The sequence below is a fragment of the Paenibacillus sp. FSL H7-0690 genome (genome assembly GCF_037980415.1).
GTDB classification, from domain to species: Bacteria; Bacillota; Bacilli; order Paenibacillales; family Paenibacillaceae; genus Paenibacillus_AQ; species Paenibacillus_AQ odorifer.
On record NZ_CP150281.1, the window covers coordinates 2,828,899 to 2,848,796 of the forward strand.

At 44.8% G+C, this 19,898-nt stretch carries 16 protein-coding genes; 12 read left to right on the top strand and 4 right to left on the bottom strand.

From position 1 onward, the window contains the following. Positions 1-85 precede the first annotated feature (85 nt). The 6 genes from rlmN to spoVM all read left to right on the top strand — a co-directional run bounded on the left by rlmN (position 86) and on the right by spoVM (position 6,096). Positions 86-1,126 (top strand): 23S rRNA (adenine(2503)-C(2))-methyltransferase RlmN, encoded by a 1,041-nt coding sequence (gene rlmN / locus MHI32_RS12355; RefSeq protein WP_036686196.1) that lies wholly within the window; start codon positions 86-88, stop codon positions 1,124-1,126. 6 nt (positions 1,127-1,132) lie between these two features. Then, positions 1,133-1,906, top strand: a complete 774-nt coding sequence (locus MHI32_RS12360; protein WP_076129149.1) for a Stp1/IreP family PP2C-type Ser/Thr phosphatase — start codon at positions 1,133-1,135, stop codon at positions 1,904-1,906. Then, the gene (gene pknB / locus MHI32_RS12365) at positions 1,906-4,167 is read left to right on the top strand and encodes a Stk1 family PASTA domain-containing Ser/Thr kinase (RefSeq protein ID WP_340012442.1); all 2,262 of its coding nucleotides are present in this window, start codon (positions 1,906-1,908) and stop codon (positions 4,165-4,167) included. The genes MHI32_RS12360 and pknB overlap by 1 nt, the downstream gene beginning before the upstream one ends. A gap of 96 nt (positions 4,168-4,263) precedes the next feature. Next, positions 4,264-5,169 carry a ribosome small subunit-dependent GTPase A gene (gene rsgA, locus MHI32_RS12370; protein ID WP_036686201.1) on the top strand — a complete coding sequence of 302 codons (906 nt, stop codon included), beginning with the start codon at positions 4,264-4,266 and terminating at the stop codon, positions 5,167-5,169. Positions 5,170-5,173: 4 nt separating this feature from the next. Beyond that, positions 5,174-5,839, top strand: a complete 666-nt coding sequence (gene rpe / locus MHI32_RS12375) for a ribulose-phosphate 3-epimerase (protein ID WP_076136152.1) — start codon at positions 5,174-5,176, stop codon at positions 5,837-5,839. 176 nt (positions 5,840-6,015) lie between these two features. After that, the gene (gene spoVM / locus MHI32_RS12380; RefSeq protein WP_020431362.1) at positions 6,016-6,096 is read left to right on the top strand and encodes a stage V sporulation protein SpoVM; all 81 of its coding nucleotides are present in this window, start codon (positions 6,016-6,018) and stop codon (positions 6,094-6,096) included. Positions 6,097-6,198: 102 nt separating this feature from the next. Here the strand turns inward: spoVM and rpmB are convergent, their stop codons facing one another. Then, entirely contained in the window at positions 6,199-6,387 is a 189-nt protein-coding gene (rpmB, locus tag MHI32_RS12385; RefSeq protein WP_036686205.1) for a 50S ribosomal protein L28, read from the bottom strand. Positions 6,388-6,577: 190 nt separating this feature from the next. On the opposite strand from rpmB, the gene MHI32_RS12390 reads away from it, so the two are divergent. From MHI32_RS12390 to MHI32_RS12405, 4 genes are all read left to right on the top strand, one after another. Beyond that, positions 6,578-8,362, top strand: coding sequence for a DAK2 domain-containing protein (locus MHI32_RS12390; protein ID WP_340012443.1), 1,785 nt, complete (start codon positions 6,578-6,580; stop codon positions 8,360-8,362). Positions 8,363-8,445: 83 nt separating this feature from the next. Beyond that, entirely contained in the window at positions 8,446-9,309 is an 864-nt protein-coding gene (locus tag MHI32_RS12395) for a DegV family protein (protein WP_340012444.1), read from the top strand. A 9-nt stretch (positions 9,310-9,318) separates the two neighbouring features. Further along, positions 9,319-11,370, top strand: coding sequence for an ATP-dependent DNA helicase RecG (recG, locus tag MHI32_RS12400; RefSeq protein WP_248548085.1), 2,052 nt, complete (start codon positions 9,319-9,321; stop codon positions 11,368-11,370). 66 nt (positions 11,371-11,436) lie between these two features. Then, positions 11,437-11,724, top strand: coding sequence for a stage VI sporulation protein F (locus MHI32_RS12405; protein ID WP_036686212.1), 288 nt, complete (start codon positions 11,437-11,439; stop codon positions 11,722-11,724). A gap of 1,340 nt (positions 11,725-13,064) precedes the next feature. On the opposite strand, the gene MHI32_RS12410 is transcribed toward MHI32_RS12405, so the two are convergent. Beyond that, positions 13,065-13,925, bottom strand: a complete 861-nt coding sequence (locus tag MHI32_RS12410) for a YitT family protein (RefSeq protein ID WP_076125880.1) — start codon at positions 13,923-13,925, stop codon at positions 13,065-13,067. Between the two features lie 901 nt (positions 13,926-14,826). Then, a complete protein-coding gene (locus tag MHI32_RS12415; protein ID WP_340012445.1) occupies positions 14,827-15,189 on the bottom strand; it encodes a hypothetical protein in 363 nt (120 codons plus the stop codon). Positions 15,190-15,373: 184 nt separating this feature from the next. Between MHI32_RS12415 and MHI32_RS12420 the strand changes: the two genes are divergently transcribed. After that, positions 15,374-15,787, top strand: coding sequence for a DUF2500 domain-containing protein (locus tag MHI32_RS12420; protein WP_254848946.1), 414 nt, complete (start codon positions 15,374-15,376; stop codon positions 15,785-15,787). 126 nt (positions 15,788-15,913) lie between these two features. Then, the gene (locus MHI32_RS12425; protein WP_340012729.1) at positions 15,914-18,610 is read left to right on the top strand and encodes a calcium-translocating P-type ATPase, SERCA-type; all 2,697 of its coding nucleotides are present in this window, start codon (positions 15,914-15,916) and stop codon (positions 18,608-18,610) included. Positions 18,611-18,700: 90 nt separating this feature from the next. Here the strand turns inward: MHI32_RS12425 and MHI32_RS12430 are convergent, their stop codons facing one another. After that, positions 18,701-19,636, bottom strand: a complete 936-nt coding sequence (locus MHI32_RS12430) for an NlpC/P60 family protein (RefSeq protein ID WP_076125886.1) — start codon at positions 19,634-19,636, stop codon at positions 18,701-18,703. Positions 19,637-19,898 lie beyond the last annotated feature (262 nt).

The following is a 19,898-nucleotide window of genomic DNA, read 5'->3' on the forward strand; positions in this document are numbered from 1 at the left end:
TTTTACCGTCTCTGAAATTTGTGTTAAAATAGGAAGAATGAGAAATAATACGCATATCCTTATGAAAGAACAGGTGTAGATAATAATGAAACCTTTAATATATGATTTTTCTTTAGAAGAGTTACAACAGTGGGCGAAAGACAATGGTGAGCCTGCTTTTCGTGGTGGACAAATTTTTGATTGGCTGTATGTAAAACGTGTGAATGACTTCGAAGCAATGAGCAATTTGTCCAAAGGGCTTCGTCAGAAGCTGAATGAACAATTCTCTATTGCTGCACTAACTGAAATTACTAAAATGGAATCTAAAGATGGAACTGTAAAATTCCTGTTTGGATTGCATGACGATCATGCTATCGAAACAGTTATCATGAAACATAATTATGGCAATAGCGTTTGTGTAACAACCCAAGTAGGATGCCGAATCGGCTGTACTTTCTGTGCTTCCACACTCGGTGGATTAAAACGGGATTTGACAGCGGGAGAAATTGTAGCTCAGGTTGTCCGTTCCCAACAAATCCTTGATGCGCGCGGCGAACGTGTCAGCAGCATTGTTATCATGGGTACTGGTGAGCCGTTTGAGAACTATGATGCAACAATGAGATTCTTGCGTCTTATGATTCATGAGAAGGGCCTAAATATCGGACAACGGCATATTACTGTTTCCACCAGCGGTATTGTACCGAGCATTTATAAATTTGCAGAAGAAGATACCCAGATTAATTTGGCGATTTCGATTCATGCACCTAACGACGCCTTGCGTTCAAAGCTAATGCCTGTTAACCGCCGTTTTCCGTTTGATGATGTAATTGAATCATTGCGTTATTATCAAGCTAAGACGGGACGACGTGTCAGCTTTGAATATGCCTTGATCGGCGGGGTAAATGACCAACCGGAGCATGCTGAGGAATTGGCCGGGGTGCTTAAGAGCATGTTGTGCCACGTCAATTTGATTCCGGTAAACCATGTGCCTGAGCGGAAATATGTACGTACTTCACGCAATGATATCTTTGAGTTTCAACGTATTTTGGCTGATAACGGGGTGAATGTTACTATTCGCCGTGAGCAAGGCCATGATATCGCGGCCGCATGCGGACAGCTGCGTGCCAAACATATGGAGTTGGGGTGAGGATATTTGATCAGAACAGTTCATGCCAGCGATATTGGCCGAGTGCGCTCTGTCAATGAGGATTCGGTCTGGATCGGCGCGACGCGCCACGGTTATACACTCGGTATTATTGCCGATGGGATGGGTGGACATCAGGCTGGTGAAACCGCAAGCAGGCTCGCTTTGGAGACAATGAGGAATAACCTGGACGGGTTAGAGCCTGAACTTCAAGACGAAGCTCTGCGTGATGCGTTGTCAGCTGCTATTTTGGAAGCTAACAGCACTGTGTTCAGGGAGGCTTCCGGTGACGATAAGTATCATAATATGGGTACTACTGTCGTTGCTGTTCTTTTGAATGGATCAAACGGATATATTGGCCATATCGGAGACAGCAGAGCCTATTTAATAAAAGACAGTGCGGCAGTTCAACTAACCGAGGATCATACGCTAGTCAATGAGCTGTTCAAGAACGGTCAGATCAGTGTGGAGGAATTGGATAATCATCCGCGTCGTAATGTGCTGACGAGGGCACTTGGAACAGACGCTGAGGTTGAGGTTGATATGGCGCCTATAGCTCTGCTACCAGGGGAAATTTTGCTTCTATGCAGCGATGGTTTAAGCAACTTTGTCACAAATGAGCATTTAGGCAAAGTAGCAGGTATACATGAGATATCGTTAGAGGAAAGAGCGGACCGTTTACTTCAGCTGGCACTGCTCGCCGGCGGTGGCGATAATATTAGCGTCGCTTTGTTAGAACATCATGGAGAGGCCGCTGTGCCCGAAACAAAGGAGTGGGATTGATGATCGGTCACGAATTGGGCGGCCGTTACCAAGTCATCGAACGGATCGGCGGAGGTGGAATGGCGCTCGTCTATAGAGCACATGACATTCTTTTAAACCGAAATGTCGCCATCAAAGTATTGCGCAATCAGTTTGTGCATGACGAGGAATTTATTCGCCGTTTTAGGCGTGAGGCGCAGTCTGCCGCATCTTTGTCTCATCCGAATGTCGTCAGCATATACGATGTAGGACAAGAAGACGAAATTCATTACATTGTCATGGAGTATATTGAGGGTCAGAATCTTAATGAAATTATAAAAGAACGAGCGCCATTGCAGGTTGATGAATCCGTACGGATCGCTTCACAAATCTGTGATGCCCTAGATCATGCGCATCAGAATCAAATTATTCATCGTGATATAAAACCACATAATATCCTGATCGGACGCAATGGACGGGTGAAAGTAACCGACTTTGGGATTGCCCGAGCAGTTACGTCAACAACCATAACACAGACCGGTTCTGTGGTTGGTTCAGTACATTATTTCTCGCCAGAGCATGCCAAAGGTGTCTCTACAGGAGAAAAGTCTGACTTGTATTCATTAGGTATTGTACTTTATCAAATGCTTACTGGAAGCCTGCCCTTCTTGGGAGAGAGTCCGATTAGTGTAGCTTTAAAACATCTGCAAGAAGAGTTTGAAGAGCCAAAACTTCTGAATCCACTCATTCCGCAAAGCGTTGAGAATGTAATTCTGAGATCAATGCGTAAAAATCCGGAGGAGCGGTACGACTCTGCTAAAGAAATGTTGCAGGATTTGGAAACATGCTTATTGCCGGAGCGTCGCAGTGAGGCGAAGATTCTGTTCAACGATGAAGAAGATGAGGATCGTACGCGGGTTATCCCGGCGATAAAACCGATTCAAAGAAGCAATGGTAATCGTAATCATCGTGAGGAACGGATGGTTCGTGATGAAGATGATGAACCGGTGCCTTCAAGCAAAGGTAAAAAACAATGGGCAAAACCTACATTATGGATTGGGCTTACCTTGCTGTTGCTGTTGGCTATGGCCAGTCTCGTATGGTACGTTAAATCACAGCTAGTTGTTCCTGAGGTTTCCGTTCCTTATGTAGTAGGTAAACAGATAGAACAAGCTCAAACTGAGCTTGAGGATTTGGGGCTTGAGGTTGCTGATCCTATTCTGTATGACTACAGTCCGAATTTTGAAGAGAATGTGGTCATTAAGCAAAGTAGGGAAAAGGATGCCAAAGTGAAAAAAGGAGCGTCCCTTATACTCACTGTGAATACGGCTAAGCCACTACCCAAGATGCCAGATGTAGTTAACAAGAGCTTTGATGATGCGGTTAAAGCATTGATGGCGCTGGGTGTAGCCCAAGACCGGATTGATAATAAACCTCTCTATGACGAAAATACAGATGAAGGTCTCATTGTGAAATCTGACCCTGCATTAAATACTGAATTCGATCCTGAGACGGTTCAAATCACCCTTTACGTTAGTAAAGGAGAAGAAAGTGTACTGTTGCCAGATCTCATCGGTAAGACGGAGAGCGAGGCAAAGGCGCTGCTTGAAGGCGCCAAGCTTGTTCTTGGAGAAGTGAAGAAAGAATCCAGCTTCAGCATTGAAGAAGGTAAAGTAACAAAGACCTGGGCATTTGATAAGGGGACCGGTACTTCTGTTCCACCTGGAACAGCGATTACGATTTACTTAAGTACAGGTTATCCACCTGAAGCCCTGAATTATACCTTTAATGTGCCAGTCGCTCCTGCTCAGGATGGGAAAAAGAGCAAGATTCGTATCGAATTCGTGGATGCGCGCAATAATGGAGAGAAGCAGGATTGGGGAACACGTACCATTGGAAAAAGCCAAGTGTTATCTGTGAATCTAGTATTGGCTCCTAATAAAGATGGTTCAGTTATTGTTACCCGTGACGGTGTACTTTTGGACACTTATGTCATTCCTTATATCGATGCTAAGAACGGAACCGTTCAGGAGCCTGAACCACCAGTTATAGCAACACCACAGCCAACTCCAACACCTTCTGCTGAACCTACGCCTACAATTGAACCTACGATTGAACCGGAGATCTTGCCGGGTTCAGGTTCAGAGAATGACGGAGGGAATAACGGGGCGGTGAATCAGACAGGGTTCGTAACCAATAGTTCGGTAAACAGTGAATCGACTAATAATGGCAATAACAAGTACAATAATAATAAGAACAATAATAAAGGCAAGGATAAATCTAAAGATAAAAACAACAACTAAACAGGATTTAACCTGAACGGTTGGCGTAGCGAAATGACCCGGGGATATCAGACTTGGGTCATTTTCGCAAAATCAGGAGAGGAAGGCTCACTATGTATGCCTGAAGGTATAATTGTTAAAGCGTTAAGCGGTTATTATTATGTGAAACCGCTCCGCGAAGGGTTAATTGCGACTGAAGAGCATTCTGTTCAATGCAGAGGCCGAGGAATTCTCAAGAAAAAAGGGATCGCTCCGCTAGTTGGAGATCGGGTTATTTATATACTTACTGAGCATGGAGAAGGAATGGTGGATGAACTTCTACCTAGAGAATCTGAACTGATTCGTCCACCTGTAGCGAATGTTAAGCTCGCAGTGCTTTTATTCTCCGTTCGGGAGCCCGATATGAACCTGAATCTGTTGGACAAGTTTCTAGTTCATATTGAACATTCGGGTCTGGAACCCCTAATTGTTCTGACTAAACAGGATTTGGCGGATGATGATGGTGAAGCTACCCGTTATGTTAAAGAACTTTATGAGGATATCGGATATGAAGTGATGGTTACAAGTTCACTTACTGGTGCCGGAAGCGATGAGCTAAGACAACGGCTTACTGGTGGTATTAGCGTTTTTGCGGGTCAATCAGGGGTTGGTAAGTCCACCTTATTGAATCGTATTGTTCCCGGGCTTAAACTGGAGACTGGAGAGATCAGTTTACGATTGGGGCGTGGTCGTCATACGACCCGTCATGTGGAGCTGATGGATATTGGTGGTGGAGGTTTTGTTGCAGATACCCCAGGTTTTAGTCAGCTTGATTTCTTGGAGCTTGGTGTAGAAGAGCTGTCCACTTGTTTTCGTGAATTTGCTCAATACGCATCCGATTGTAAGTTCCGGGGCTGCAGTCATCAGCATGAACCAGGCTGCCGTGTAATAGAAGCTTGGAAAGCAGGGAAAATTGCGGATAGTCGCTATGATCATTACAAACTGTTTTTTAATGAAATGAAAGATAAAAAGCGGAGGTACTAACATCATGATACGAATAGCACCATCTTTATTGTCGGCGGATTTCGCGCGTTTAGGTCCAGAAGTTGCAGAGGCGGAAGCCAGTGGTGGAGATTGGATACATGTGGATGTAATGGACGGTCATTTTGTGCCGAATATCACGTTGGGTCCACCTATTGTAAAAGCTGTATCGTTACATACCAAGCTGCCACTTGATGTTCACTTGATGATTGAGTCACCAGAACGTTATATCCCTGATTTTGCTGCAGCAGGTGCAAGTGTGATCACCGTTCACGCTGAAGCATGCGTTCATTTGCATCGTGTGGTTCATCAGATTAAGGAACTGGGGCTGAAGGCAAGTGTAGCAATTAATCCGGGTACTCCGGCTTCAGCGGTGCGTGAGGTGCTGGAGGATGTGGATATGATTCTGGTGATGACCGTTAATCCAGGCTTTGGTGGTCAAGCATTCATTCCTAACACTTTGCGCAAAATCACTCAAATTCGAGAATGGGCGAATGAAGTGAATCCAGATTTATTGATCGAAGTAGATGGTGGAGTATCGGAAGAGACAGCACCATTAGTTGTGGCAGCTGGAGCCGATGTTTTGGTAGCGGGGAATGCAGTTTTTGGCCGGAGTGATCGTGCTGCGGCGATCCGAGGAATTCGAGAAGCAGCCGAATCAGCACTGCGTTAAAAAATAGGCTATTGAGACTAGAGGTATAGGCCAAGTCCTCGGTGCATAAATATGGTTACATGAGCAGAAATCTCATGTAGCCTTTTTTGTTTTGGCAGGGAGGACTGCAGTTCGTTTCCGTTATTGACAAGAGGAAAGTCTCCTGCGTACGGCATGAATTGATGGGAGGGTAAATCATGAAATTTTACACGTTTAAGCTGCCAAGGTTTTTGGGAGGTTTTGTTAAAGCAATATTGAACACATTTCAGAAGAGTTAAGCCTCTAACAGAAAAGAAAACATGAAAAAAAGCACCTTACAAATGTAAAGGGTGCTTTTTGCTTCATATAAGTTATCGTTCGGTCTTAAAAATTGCTAAAGACTAAACGCGTTCAACTTTACCGGCTTTCAAAGCACGGGTGCTGACGTACACGCGTTTTGGTTTACCGTTCACGAGGATACGGACCTTCTGAACGTTAACTCCCCAAGAACGACGGTTGCGGTTATTAGCGTGAGACACGTGGTTGCCGCTGCTCGGTTTCTTGCCTGTTACTGCACATTTGCGGGACATAGATTACACCTCCTTATTCCTAACACCTGCATAAACAATACTTATCTATAATATCACAGCAAATTTTGCTACGTCAACCGATTCAAAAACATTTATTTCTTTTAATACTTATAGTACAATGTAAATTAGTGCATTATGTCCTGTTAATCATAGAATGATTAGGCATGAAGTTAGGAAGGGGAATTCTCAATTGAGTAAGCGTTCTATAAACGGAACAGATTTTACCGCTATGGTATTGGCTGGAGCGGATAAGCTGCAACAGCATGCAGAACACGTCAATTCCCTAAATGTTTTTCCGGTCCCAGACGGAGATACCGGTACAAACATGAATTTGACGATGACCGCAGGTGCGAATGAATTAAAGAAAAATAACACCACTTCTGTGGGCCAATGTGCAGGTGTACTCTCCAAGGGCTTATTAATGGGAGCTCGCGGGAATTCCGGCGTTATTTTGTCCCAGTTATTCAGAGGGTTTAGCAGGTATGCGGCTCAACATGATGAGCTTAATACACAGCAGTTCGCTGCTGCGCTGCAAACCGGAGTGGACGCTGCGTATAAAGCAGTTGTAAAGCCTGTAGAGGGAACTATTCTTACTGTAGCTAAAGAGGCTGCAAGACATGCTGTTTATTATGCCCGCCGTACTACTGACGTTGTGGAGCTGATGACAGAGGTATTAGCCAAAGCAAAAGAAGCCTTAGCTTATACGCCTGAGCAATTACCTGTATTGAAGCAAGTCGGTGTTGTAGATTCTGGCGGTCAAGGTTTGGTCTACATTTATGAAGGGTTTCACCAGCATCTGACGAACGGAAGTACCGGTCTGTCTGAATCTGTGCAAGGACAAACCCGCACACCCGTTGCACCAGCGCCTAAACCCGTGTTAACGAAACCTGAAAATGAACTGTTTTCTGTACAGTCTTCTGCGCAGTCACAGCTATCTACTGAAGATATAGAATTTCTATATGATATGGAGTTTTTCATTAATCGCCAGTTAGGCGTTAACGTGAGAACTAATTTTGATGAGGAAGCTTTTAGGAAAGCGTTGTCAGTTAATGGCGATTCCATTATTGTAATTTCGGATGATGAGACGATTAAAGTGCATGTGCACTCTAAGGCTCCGGGTGAAGTGATGAACTTGGCTCTTCTTTATGGGGAGATCACGCAGATTCACATTCTTAATATGCGAGAGCAGCATCGTGACCTGCTGACTGCGGGCATGGATATTGCACCAATGCCTGATGTGTTCGCTGATATGCCGAATGAGAAGAGCGCAGTGCAAATGTCTCCTGCTGAACCACCAGCTGATGATTTGGCACCTTACGGCTTCATTGCGGTATCTTCTGGCGCAGGTATTGCTGATATTTTCAAAAGCCTTGGAGTGGATGTAGTCCTTGCTGGTGGTCAAACAATGAATCCTAGCACGGAGGATTTCGTGAACGCGATTTCTTCTATATCTGCGAAGCATATTTATATTTTGCCGAATAACTCGAACATTGTTCTTGCCGCTCAACAAGCTAAAGATCTTCTAGAGGGCGAACGTGAGATTACGGTGATTCCAAGTAAAAGTATTCCTCAGGGAATAGCAGCAGCTTTTGCGTTCCAAGAGGAAGATGCTGTGGAGACTAATTCTGAGAATATGCTGGAAGCAATTTCTCATGTGAAGTCCGGACAAGTAACGAACGCTGTACGTGACACAAGCTTTGATGAGCTGGAGATTAAGTCGGGCCAATTTATTGGGATTTCTAATTCCAAAATTGTTGCTGCGGCAGATGATCTTTTGGCTGCAAGTCAGGCGCTGTTATCCAACATGCTGGAGAATGGCGACGAAATCGTCACGATCCTTATTGGTGCAGAAACAGAATCCGAGGCTACTGATTCTTTGAGTGAGTGGCTGGAAGAGACTTATCCGAATGTGGAAGTTGAGATTCATGAGGGTGGCCAACCCCTGTATTATTATCTGTTCTCTGTAGAGCCATAGATAGGAACTAATGGTTCTTTAACAATGGAGTAGAAATTTGCTATTGCGTAGTTGGCAAAATTATAGCTTGGGGGAGAAAATCCATGAATCGTACCATTATCGTCACCGACAGCACTTCAGATATCCCGCCAGCAATGGCGGAAACGTACGGAATTGAGGTAGTACCGTTGACCTTAATGTTCGGCGAAGAGGCTTTTAGGGACAATCTGGATATGACTCCGGAGCAGTTCTATGAGCGTCTTCCCCGTACCTCACAGCTGCCGACTACTTCTCAACCCTCACCGGTTGAATATATGAATGTGTACCGCAGTATTCTGGAGCGTAACCCGGGCTGTTCTATCCTTTCCTTTCATATTTCTTCTGGACTGAGCGGGACTTATCAATCTGCATTGCTGGCTAAATCGATGCTGGAGGAAGAGGGAGAAGGAATCACTGTTGTGGATTCTCTCTCCGCTTCTTATGGTTTTGGATTTATGGTAGTGGAAGCTGCCAGAATGTCTGCTGAGGGCAAAGGACCTGAAGAGATACTTGAGGCTGTAGAAAGCCTACGTCAATCGCGTAAGCTTTACTTCTTAGTAGATACACTTGAATATTTACAAAAAGGCGGGAGAATTGGGAAAGCCTCCGCTATTCTGGGGACACTTCTGAATATTAAGCCGATCCTGTCCATTGATGCAGATGGAATTATTTATGCGGTGGAGAAAGTTAGAGGCCGTAAGAAGGCTGTCGCCCGTATGATTGAACTGTTCAAGCGGGATCTGCAGGGTGTAAACAAAATCAATGTGGCCGTGGGTCATACGGCTGAACCGGCTTCCGGCAAGGAGTTCCTGAATGAGCTTGCAGGACACTTCACCTTGGAAGAAAAAGTGCTGACGAACGTCGGCCCTGTCGTGGGCAGCCATGTCGGTAACGGTACATTAGCTGTGTTCATTTGGCCTGCAAAATGAGGGATAAATATGACACTGGCATTAAATCAAATTGAAGTAAAAAACATAACTGGCGTGAGTGCTCAAAAGCAAAGCGAGCTTCACGCCTTTGGCGTCTTTACAGTAAAGGATTTGTTAGAGTATTATCCGTTCCGCTACGAGGATTATCGGCCCCGAACGCTTAGCGAGACTAAACACGGGGATAAAGTGACCGTAGAGGCAAAAGTAATCGGTATCCCTGTGCTGCAGCGCTTTGGCGGCAAGTCACGTCTCAGCTGTAAGATGGTTGCAGAGCCCTGGATGTTCACAGCAACCTGGTTTAACCGCCATTACGTAAGAGAGCAACTCACTGTGGGACGGGAAATTGTGCTGACCGGCAAATGGGATCAGAAGCGCAATCAGATTACAGTGACTGATTATGAATTTCCGGATCGTGGTGAAGGGAAGACGGGAACACTGCAGCCAGTCTATTCAGTAGGTGGTAAGATCACGCAGTCCTGGATCAGAAAGGTTATTAATCAGGGACTTCAGCAGTATGGGGATCTGATTCCAGAGATTTTACCGTATTCTATTATGAGGGAATATGACTTCATGCCGCGTAAACGGGCCATTGCCACTATTCATAGGCCTGAGGACACTCGTGAAGGGCAGCAGGGGCGCCGTAGGATGGTGTATGAGGAACTATTCCTGTTCCAGTTGAAGATGCAAGCGTTCAGGGTTCTGAACCGCGGGCGGATGGATGGGGTAGTCCACACAGTGGATAACGCGACGGTACGCCAGTTCGTTCGCAGTCTGCCTTTTGAGCTTACAGATGCACAGAAACGTGTAGAGCTGGAGATTTTACATGATCTGCGTTCACCATATTGCATGAATCGTCTGCTGCAAGGAGATGTTGGCTCGGGTAAAACAGTGCTTGCGGCAGTGGCGCTTTTTGCTACGGTAAGATCTGGTTTTCAGGGCGCACTTATGGTGCCTACAGAGATTTTAGCAGAGCAGCATATGCGTTCACTTACCAGAATGTTTGAGCCGTTTGGGATTACTGTAGGACTCCTGACGGGCAGTGTGACTGGCCGAAAACGTAAAGAATTATTGGCCTCGTTGCAAATGGGGATGCTTGATATCGTGGTAGGAACACATGCTTTGATTCAGGAGGATGTATTTTTCCGTGATCTGGGACTTGTAGTAACTGACGAGCAGCATCGTTTTGGTGTGAATCAGCGTGGTGTATTGCGGCGTAAAGGATATAATCCGGATGTACTGACGATGACGGCGACGCCTATTCCTCGTACGCTAGCCATCTCTGTTTTTGGCGATATGGATGTATCCACTTTATCTGAGAGGCCGAAAGGCCGGGTGCCAATAACTAGCTACTGGGTAAAGCATGATCTCATGGATCGTGTGCTGAATCTGATTAAGCGTGAAATTGATCTCGGTCGTCAAGCTTATCTGATCTGTCCGCTTATTGAAGAGTCCGAGAAGCTGGATGTGCAGAATGCTATTGATTTGCATATTCAGATGAGCCAAGCTTTCCCTAGCTATAAAGTTGGGCTTTTACATGGTAAAATGACTCCCGCTGAAAAAGATGAAGTGATGCGGGCGTTTTATAACAATGAGCTACAGCTGCTTGTGTCCACTACGGTGGTGGAGGTGGGTGTAGACGTTCCTAATGCTACATTGATGATCATTATGGATGCGGATCGTTTTGGCCTGTCACAGCTGCACCAGCTGCGTGGACGGGTAGGAAGAGGGCAGCATGCCTCTTTTTGTGTGTTGGTAGCTGATCCAAAATCTGAAATCGGACGTGAGCGAATGACTGCCATGACCGATACGGATGACGGATTTGAGATTTCCAGAAGGGATTTGGAGCTGCGTGGTCCGGGAGACTTTTTTGGGACAAAGCAGAGTGGATTACCGGAGTTTCGGCTGGCAGATATGACGGCTGACTTTGAAATTCTCGAGCAGGCGCGGGATGATGTTGCAGAGCTGCTTAAGGATGAAGCCTTTTGGACATCACCTGAATATGCATCTCTTCGGCATTATTTACAGAGTGAACAGATCTTCCAAGGAGAATTAATTGACTAACTAGGCACATGTAGCACCGAAGGCTCATATACTGTGAAAGATTGGATATGACGGGAGGTGCTACACTTGGGTTATCAACAATTCGGAATTAGCCCTCAGTTGGTGGATCGCATCAAGCTGAAGATGAAAAACTCGACTGTGAAGGATCGTATCAAAAGTATGATTGAGGGCATCTCGAAACAGGAGCTGCAGGATCCTGCGGTTGTTCGCAGATTGGTACGAAAAGCGTCAGGTGTATTGAACGAGAAATTGACCTCGACACAGGAAGAACAAATTGTGAAGTTTATCATCGCGCAGAAAATCGATCCGAACAACACCTTTCATTTGATCCGCTTGTGGGGAATGTTCCGTTAAGTAGCGTATTAAATGAAAAGTAGGGGTTGTCCATAGATGTTTTTTTCATCGTATGTGACAGTCTGCAAGCAGCGATCCTCCTATTACTGGAGGATCGCTGCTTTGCTTTTTTGGCCGTAGTTACGGCAAGCTGCAATATGTCTCTATTCCGGACAACCGTTGCCTCCGAATCATAGTCATTCGTCGTCCGGTACCGCTGAATGATGTTCATCCATCGTTTGATGCCACCGAATCATGGTCAACCTTCGTCAGATGCCACTGAATCATAGTCAACAGTTGTCCAATACCGTAGAAATATGATCATTCGCTATCCAATCCCGCCGAATTATATCCATCCTACGTCTAATACAGCGAATCATAGTCATCCGCCGTCCGATACCCCGAATCACATTCACCCGCCGTACGATGTCGTCGAATCATGTTCATCCACTGTCCGATCCCGCCAAATCAAGTTCATCCACCGTCTGTTCCCGCCGAATCATGATCATCCGCTGCGACTTTCGGACTCCAGTGACGTTATTCACAAATATATCGCCTTTGGAGCAAGGTTTCGGACTCCAGTGCAGTTATTCATAAGAAATAGGCTCATAGTTGGCGTTTTTTGTGCCAATAGGGGCTATGGGGTCCGATAGCCTCCAAAATTCAGGGTAATTTCGCGTATAAGGTCCGCTGTGTCCGATGCCACCGAATTCCATTCATCTGCCGTGGGGTACCGCTGAATTATGTTTATCCATCGTCTGATGCTACCGAATCAAGTTCATCTTCCGTCGGTTCCCACCGAATCTTGTTCATCCACTGTCCGATGCTACCGAATCACATTCATCTTCCGTCGGTTCCCACCGAATCTTGTTCATCCACTGTCCGATCCCGCCGAATCACATTCACCCATCGTCCGTTGCCCCCGAATCATGTTCATCTATCGTCCGTTTCCGCCGAATCATGATCATCCGCTGTGGCATTCGGACTCCAATGACGTTATTCGCAAATATATCGCCTTTGGAGCAAGGTTTCGAACCCCAGTGCAGTTATTCATAAGAAATAAGCTCATAGTTGGCGTTTTTTGTGCCAATAGGAGCTATGGGGTCCGATAGCATCCAAAATTCAGGATTATTTCGCGTATAAGGTCTCCTGTGTCCGATAGCTGCCTCAATCGCGCAAACATGTTAGATTAAGCGAAGTTTGAGGCCTCGATCAAGAAGTTTTGGGTCTCAAACAAAAAAAAAGGAGTCTTCGCTCAAGAAATTAGGTCTCGCTCAGAAAAATTGGTTGCGATCAAAGGCTAAGTTCAAAAAGAAGGGAGCGCTCAAGCCATTTTCATGGCTTAAGGGCGCTCCCTTTTTTTATTCGTGTAAGCGTGTTTGTCTATGATCTTTAGTGGCTGATCTGAACACAATTTGGCTCTCTGAATCACACTGTAGAACGAGTGCCCGAAGATGCTCTTCTTCCATTCTGTTCGTCAGACAAAACAACGTGCTAACCTCTCCATCTTGCCCTGAACCTTCAGCAATCGCAGCTTCTCGGTTTAGGGAGCTTGCGATTGCTTGCTGAATGTCCAAACATCGGCTGCTGGTAATCCAAGCAGTGCGGGAGTGGGATAATCCCCGTAGTGAGATACGAACACCTTCGAAAGCCAGCAGGTAGGCAATAATAGAATACATTGCTTGCTCCCAACCGAACAATGTACCTGCAAAAAGCAGAATTGCACAGTTCAGGATCATAATAACGACTTCCGTTGACTTTGGAGGTCCGCCGCTCAGCAGAGAATACCCCTGGTCACTGGCTTGTTTATTTACACCGCCGAATCTTACAGATATTCCAATACCTACTCCAAGACAGATGCCTCCTGCCATTGCGGCAGGTAAAGGATCGCTAATCACAGCAGGAAAACGATGCAGCGCAAGAGACGCGATGGTTAGGCAGGTTAATCCCAAAACAGTGTAAAGAGCAAAGCGGAGATTTACTTGTTTTCGCGACATAAATATAAAGGGCAGATTGAATAGAAATAGAAACAATCCAAGCTGCATTTCAGTAGTATGAGCGAATAATGCGGATAAACCTGTAATCCCGCCGACAACAAGGCCATGTGGCATTAAAAATAATTCCAATCCTACAGCAGCAAGCAATGCGCCGGCAATGACTGTGAGAACTCGGAAGGTAGAGCTTCTTTGTAGCTGTTGACGTTGATTTATTTTGTTCTGCATAGTTTTTCCTCCTTCAACAGGGGAAACGACCTTACTTATTTTCAGTGGCTATGGCAGATTTTTTGGATATTCGTGTATCATGTCGTTTCTCAAAGTTGAATACTTTATCCGTTATTTTACAAATCTATTTAGATTCCTTCGTCAAACAATGTCCAAGGACAACAAGGATCAGCACGTAAATGTCTGCGAATGTCTGCAAATGGTTGCAAATCTCTGCGAAAGGCTGCAAATGGCTGCAAATAGCTGTAAAGGGCCGCGAATGGTTGCGAATGTCTGCAAATGGCTGCAAATAGTGAAGAATAGCCAGCACTCCGCCTGCTTTACCCAAATTGGCTATAACAATTTAAAGTTTATCCCGTGAGACTATAGGCATCCAATGATAGATGAAGCATGAAGGCTGTGACCAACGCTACGTCCGGCCAGCAAGCCTGCAACGAAGTTGCCAATCAGCGTAACGACAACTGCTGCAAGGGAGCTTAGAGCGCCTCACCGCCTAAGGTGGGTGGATGTACCTCAGTCTCTAGCTGAAGAAGAAGATGGCACCTAAGAAATAACGAAATAGGATCACGAGCTTTTCAATTCGTCTAACATGTTCGGTTTCAGCGAGGACAAGTCCACTAGTAGTGCGCCAATAACTTCTGTCTGCTAGACGAGTACTCTCGGAAAATCCAGCAATCAGGAATAGTGCTGCGAATATCACTAATGTAAAAGCGCACGGAACGGATATCCAGAACATGGTTCAGCCAAGATACTTGCTTTCTTCCAGTGGATGATGAGCAATGCGAGCATGTATAGCCACCGGGAAATCCGCATCTCTATAATTCATGAACCTAAGATTTTTATCAATTGAAGTTCTAAATTCCCTTCAGCCGACATTCATTTAGGGCAGAGGTGAACTTCGTTAGTGGAGTGAAATTAGAAAATGAGACGTGAATTTTAACAGGTACAGCCGTAGTCGAAGCAGGAATTTATAAATCACTGGACGGAACAGTAAAGAAAGTACAGGGAGTATTGCAACTACCGCAAGAGACTTCGTTCCCCACTGTTCAGTTATTTTGATGGCTCCTACCTGAGGGGTTATTTGAGGTGCAATCCTTACGGGGGGTGTAAACTTTCGCTCGTAGCGTTCAATTTCGGATGTCGTTGATTCTTGCTCCGTAGTGAATAATCCTCCAGACCAGGCAGGTGGAAAAGAGAACATCATTCCCAGAATTAGGACGATACGAAGAAACCAATGTAGTGATAAACGCGCTATATATTGCACCGAAATAACACCTCCCAACTGTATGTAGTATAAAAAGCATACCATACCTTTTCCTTTGAATCCAAATTGTTTTGTGAAAAAAATTCATATATAGATGATGAAAACATGAAACCGAACGGGAAAAATGACGTATTTCGCAGCATAGATAACTTTTATTATCTAGTTTCAGTCAGGAGGGATAAATTTGAGCGAATGGCAGGATTTTAACGGTTTTGATGAGCGCAGCTTTTTCGGAAGTTTCATTCATGAGATGCCACTGTTTTTTAAATTATTTGCTTTGCTTTTTCTTGGCCTTTTCGTTTTTATAATTGTTAAATCAGTGAGAATCTGGATGTCCAATAACGCAAGTCCTTTGATAAAAGCAAACTGCACAGCGGTCACCAAACGAACCGAGGTATGGGGTGGATCCGGTGAATCGAGAGCAAATACTAGTTATTATGTTACGTTTGAGTTTGCCGATGGCTCTCGATTGGAGTTGCAGGTAAGAGATCAGGATTTTGGCCTGATTGTAGAAGGGGACCGAGGTGAACTCCTATATCAAGGGACTAGGTTTAAAAGCTTCAATCGCGATTTGAAGAAAGAACATCTAAATTTCTAAAAAAGTACATACCATTCAAGAATCACCATGCCTGTTTTGGGTAAAACTCATATGAGAGGTTTTACCAGATCTCAATTCTGGAAGGAGGCTATGGTCTTGAATTCAAATAATTCACAATCGCAAGGGCTGGTACCCTTCCATACTCTGAGCGAGGAAGAAGTGCTGAATAGGCTGGAAACTCGGAAAGAGGGTTTATCTTCCGATGAAGCGGCTAAATTTCTGGAGCGATATGGGAAGAATGTACTGCAAGAAGCGAAGACTAAATCGCTATTAGAAAAGTTTATCGAACAATTTAAAAATGTAATGATCTTTATTTTGCTAGTAGCAGCTGTATTGTCAGGAGTTTTGGGGGAATGGACGGATACGATTATTATTTTGCTTGTAGTCATTCTGAACGCGGTGCTTGGAGTTATTCAGGAAAATAAGGCGGAGCAGGCACTCGATGCGCTTAAAAGCATGTCCTCTCCTCATGCCAGAGTAAGACGTTCCGGTCAGGTTACTGAGATAAAAAGTGAAGACCTCGTACCCGGGGATATCGTATTACTGGAAGCTGGAAATGTAGTTCCGGCGGATATAAGACTTTTGGAAGCCGCATCGTTAAAGACGGAGGAAGCCGCGCTTACAGGAGAATCATTGCCATCAGAAAAGCGGGCCGGTGTGCTTGAAGGTAGCGACATTGTAATCGGTGACCGCACCAATATGGCTTATATGAGCAGCAGTGTTACTTATGGCCGGGCGGTTGGTGTCGTTACAACAACAGGAATGCAGACGGAGGTCGGTAGAATTGCCGGTTATATCTCGGAGGAAGATAATGATGTAACACCGCTGCAAAAAAAGCTGGATGAACTAGGGAAATATTTCACCTTTATTATTCTTGGCGTTTGCGTGATTATCTTTGCCGTTGGGATCTTCGAGGGAAGAGAGCTAATGGATATGCTACTCACCTCGATCTCACTTGCGGTAGCGGCTATCCCGGAAGGGCTGCCAGCAATTGTTACGATCATTCTCGCGCTTGGTGTGCAGCGAATGGCGGGACGAAAAGCGATCATTCGCAAGCTTCCTGCCGTGGAGACACTCGGAAGTACAGAGATTATATGCTCCGATAAGACAGGTACTTTAACATTAAATAAAATGACTGTCGAAAAAGTACATGTCAACGGAAAGACCACTGATTCCAGTGCAGGACTTGAAGGGATTCCTGGTGGTGAGTTATTGCTTCAAGCTATGACGCTTTGTAATGACTCCAGCATTGACGAAGGAAAGACTCCTAGTGAAACTGAAGCAAAAGCTGGAACCAAGGATCCCCAAACCAAGAGCGGAAAAGCAATCATCGGCGATCCGACGGAGACCGCGTTAGTCGATTATGCGCTTAGTATAGGTACTGACAAAAGGGAGCTTGAAAAGAAATATCCACGTAAAAATGAGCTGCCTTTTGACTCTGATCGCAAGCTGATGACAACGATTCATGAGGTAGAAGATGGTCGATATCGTGTGCTGACAAAGGGTGCACCAGATGTACTTTTGTCCAAATGCAGCCATATTTATGTGGATGGAGAAATTGTACCTCTACAAGACGAACATAAGCGGAATATCATGGAGAGTAATAAAATGCTCGCAAATGACGCACTTCGAGTGTTGGCGTTTGCTTTCCGAGATGAGGAGCAGCTGCCGACCGATCTCTCACCAGATACCACGGAGATAGAGTTAGTATTTATTGGTTTGGTTGGTATGATAGACCCGCCGCGTGAGGAAGTACGGGATGCGGTAGCCATCTGCCGTAAAGCGGGAATAAGACCTGTAATGATTACAGGGGATCATCGTGATACAGCAGCGGCTATTGCCAAAAGATTAGGGATTATTGAAGATGAATCAGGTGTATTAACGGGCAGTGAGCTGGATAAATTCAGCGAAGAGGAATTTGCGGAGAAGGTTACCGATTATTCGGTTTATGCACGCGTCTCTCCTGAACACAAGGTGCGTATCGTTAAGGCTTGGCGGCAAAAAGGAAAAATTGTGGCGATGACCGGAGATGGTGTAAATGATGCTCCTGCACTTAAATCATCCGACATCGGTGTGGGCATGGGGATAACCGGAACGGATGTTGCCAAGGGTGTATCAGATATGGTGCTTGCCGACGATAACTTTACGACTATAGTTGTTGCCGTTGAAGAAGGACGGAAAGTTTACAGCAATATCCGCAAAGCAATCCAGTTCCTTCTCTCCGCTAACCTTGGGGAAGTGCTGACATTATTTATTGCCACTATGATTGGTTGGCGTATTCTAGAGCCGATCCATATCCTGTGGATTAATCTCGTTACGGATACTTTACCTGCACTTGCCCTAGGGCTTGAGAAAGCCGGTGAGGATGTAATGGCGAAGAAGCCGCGTAAAGCAAGCAGTAGCATTTTTGCTGGCGGCGTAGGTATCGGGATAATATATCAAGGGATTATAGAAGCGGCACTTACGTTATTCGTGTACCAATGGGCGCATACGCATTACAATGAAGGTATTGCGGTTACAATGGCCTTTGCCACATTAGGATTACTGCAAATTGCCCATGCTTTTAACGTCAGATCCAATAAAAAATCGCTATTCCAGATCGGTTGGTTCAGCAATCGGTATATGTTATGGGCGTCGCTGATCTCTATACTAATGCTTGTGCTTGTGATCATCATCCCGGGCTTAAACGACTGGTTTGGTGTCTCACATTTAAGTGGATTACAGTGGGGAATAGTATGTGCAGCAGCTGTAGCGATTATTGTCATAGTAGAACTTGTAAAGCTGTTTGTCCGGATAAGCGGAAGGGGCAAGAGCTGGGATTAAGAATTTGGTTAAGAGTTGTAGTCAAAAAGCCTGAATCCCTTCAATAGGGATTCAGGCTTTTTGAATGATTTCTTTTAAAGTATGGGAAGCTTATAAAACACGTTGCATGTGGAGGATTACATTACTCCAATAACCTGAGTCGAGGTCACTGATCTGAACTCCGGGTTCGCCCCAAGTGTGGATAAACTTTCCGTCTCCAATGTAAATACCGACATGACCAGGTATAGCATCACTTTCAAATCGGCCGGGAACGGTAAAAAAGATAAGATCTCCTACATCCAGTTCGCTTCGACTTACACGAGTACCTAAATTATCTTGATCTTTAGCTAAACGAGGTAAGCTGACACCGAATTTTTTGAAAACATGCCTTGTAAAAGAAGAGCAATCAAATTTTTTGGTTTCTTCATAAGATCCAGCGCCAAAGTCGTAGGGTACACCTAAGAAATTTTTGGCAAAAGCGACTAACTCCTTTTTATCCGCTTCAGAAATACTTTGAATGCGTAAAGATTTAGATTCACTCGTGGATTCGACCGTCGATAATTTTTCGATAGTCTTACGTTCGGACGGTGTAGCAATGTTTATCTCACCCGACTGGGGATTCCAGCCTACTTCTGTTTGCAGAAATTTGGACAAGGCTAAAGGGGTGATATAGATTTGCCCTTCTTGCCGTCTAGGGGCTTGTGGCAGTGTGATTTTTTCCCCAAGTGAGAATACCTGTGGTGAGCCAGGGCGCAGCATATACATAACATCGCTATAACCGATTTTAGTGTATCCATCACTAGAACCATCATCTTTCATCCGATATCCGAGCGAAGTAACCGCAGGCTTAAGTGGAATCCAATACTTTCCCTGAGCGTCGGTAATTGCAGATTGTTCATAATAACTGGAGGCATTTGTTCCATCAGGAGTTAGCGCGTTAACCTTAGGTTTTTGCGATTGAGATGAATAACCGCAGGATGAACTCGTTAAAGCGACAGCAAGCAATACAGTAGCGGTGGTTAGTAGTCTTTTGTGATTATTAGCCATTTAACACGCTCCATCTTCAAACTGTAAATTCAGTTTGTGCAGGGCGATTTTTTTTATGTAAAAGAAACGAAGGCAATCGCTGTAAGAGACAACCAAGCATTACCTGTTTTGATGTCATATATTCTTCAGAATTTGAAATCTATGGAAATATGATAAGTGATTGACGGATAAACAACCTCCATATAATATAGGTTTAATAGATTTCTATCATTAATGTGAGGTACGTGTAAGCTTATGCTTTAATGCTTTTATCGATAAAAGT

Coding starts and splice junctions, on each gene's coding strand:
- rlmN (WP_036686196.1), top strand. CDS start 86: ATGAAACCTTTAATATATGATTTTTCTTTAGAAGAGTTACAACAGTGG.
- pknB (WP_340012442.1), top strand. CDS start 1,906: ATGATCGGTCACGAATTGGGCGGCCGTTACCAAGTCATCGAACGGATC.
- rsgA (WP_036686201.1), top strand. CDS start 4,264: ATGCCTGAAGGTATAATTGTTAAAGCGTTAAGCGGTTATTATTATGTG.
- rpe (WP_076136152.1), top strand. CDS start 5,174: ATGATACGAATAGCACCATCTTTATTGTCGGCGGATTTCGCGCGTTTA.
- spoVM (WP_020431362.1), top strand. CDS start 6,016: ATGAAATTTTACACGTTTAAGCTGCCAAGGTTTTTGGGAGGTTTTGTT.
- rpmB (WP_036686205.1), bottom strand. CDS start 6,387: ATGTCCCGCAAATGTGCAGTAACAGGCAAGAAACCGAGCAGCGGCAAC.
- MHI32_RS12395 (WP_340012444.1), top strand. CDS start 8,446: ATGAATCGTACCATTATCGTCACCGACAGCACTTCAGATATCCCGCCA.
- recG (WP_248548085.1), top strand. CDS start 9,319: ATGACACTGGCATTAAATCAAATTGAAGTAAAAAACATAACTGGCGTG.
- MHI32_RS12410 (WP_076125880.1), bottom strand. CDS start 13,925: ATGCAGAACAAAATAAATCAACGTCAACAGCTACAAAGAAGCTCTACC.
- MHI32_RS12430 (WP_076125886.1), bottom strand. CDS start 19,636: ATGGCTAATAATCACAAAAGACTACTAACCACCGCTACTGTATTGCTT.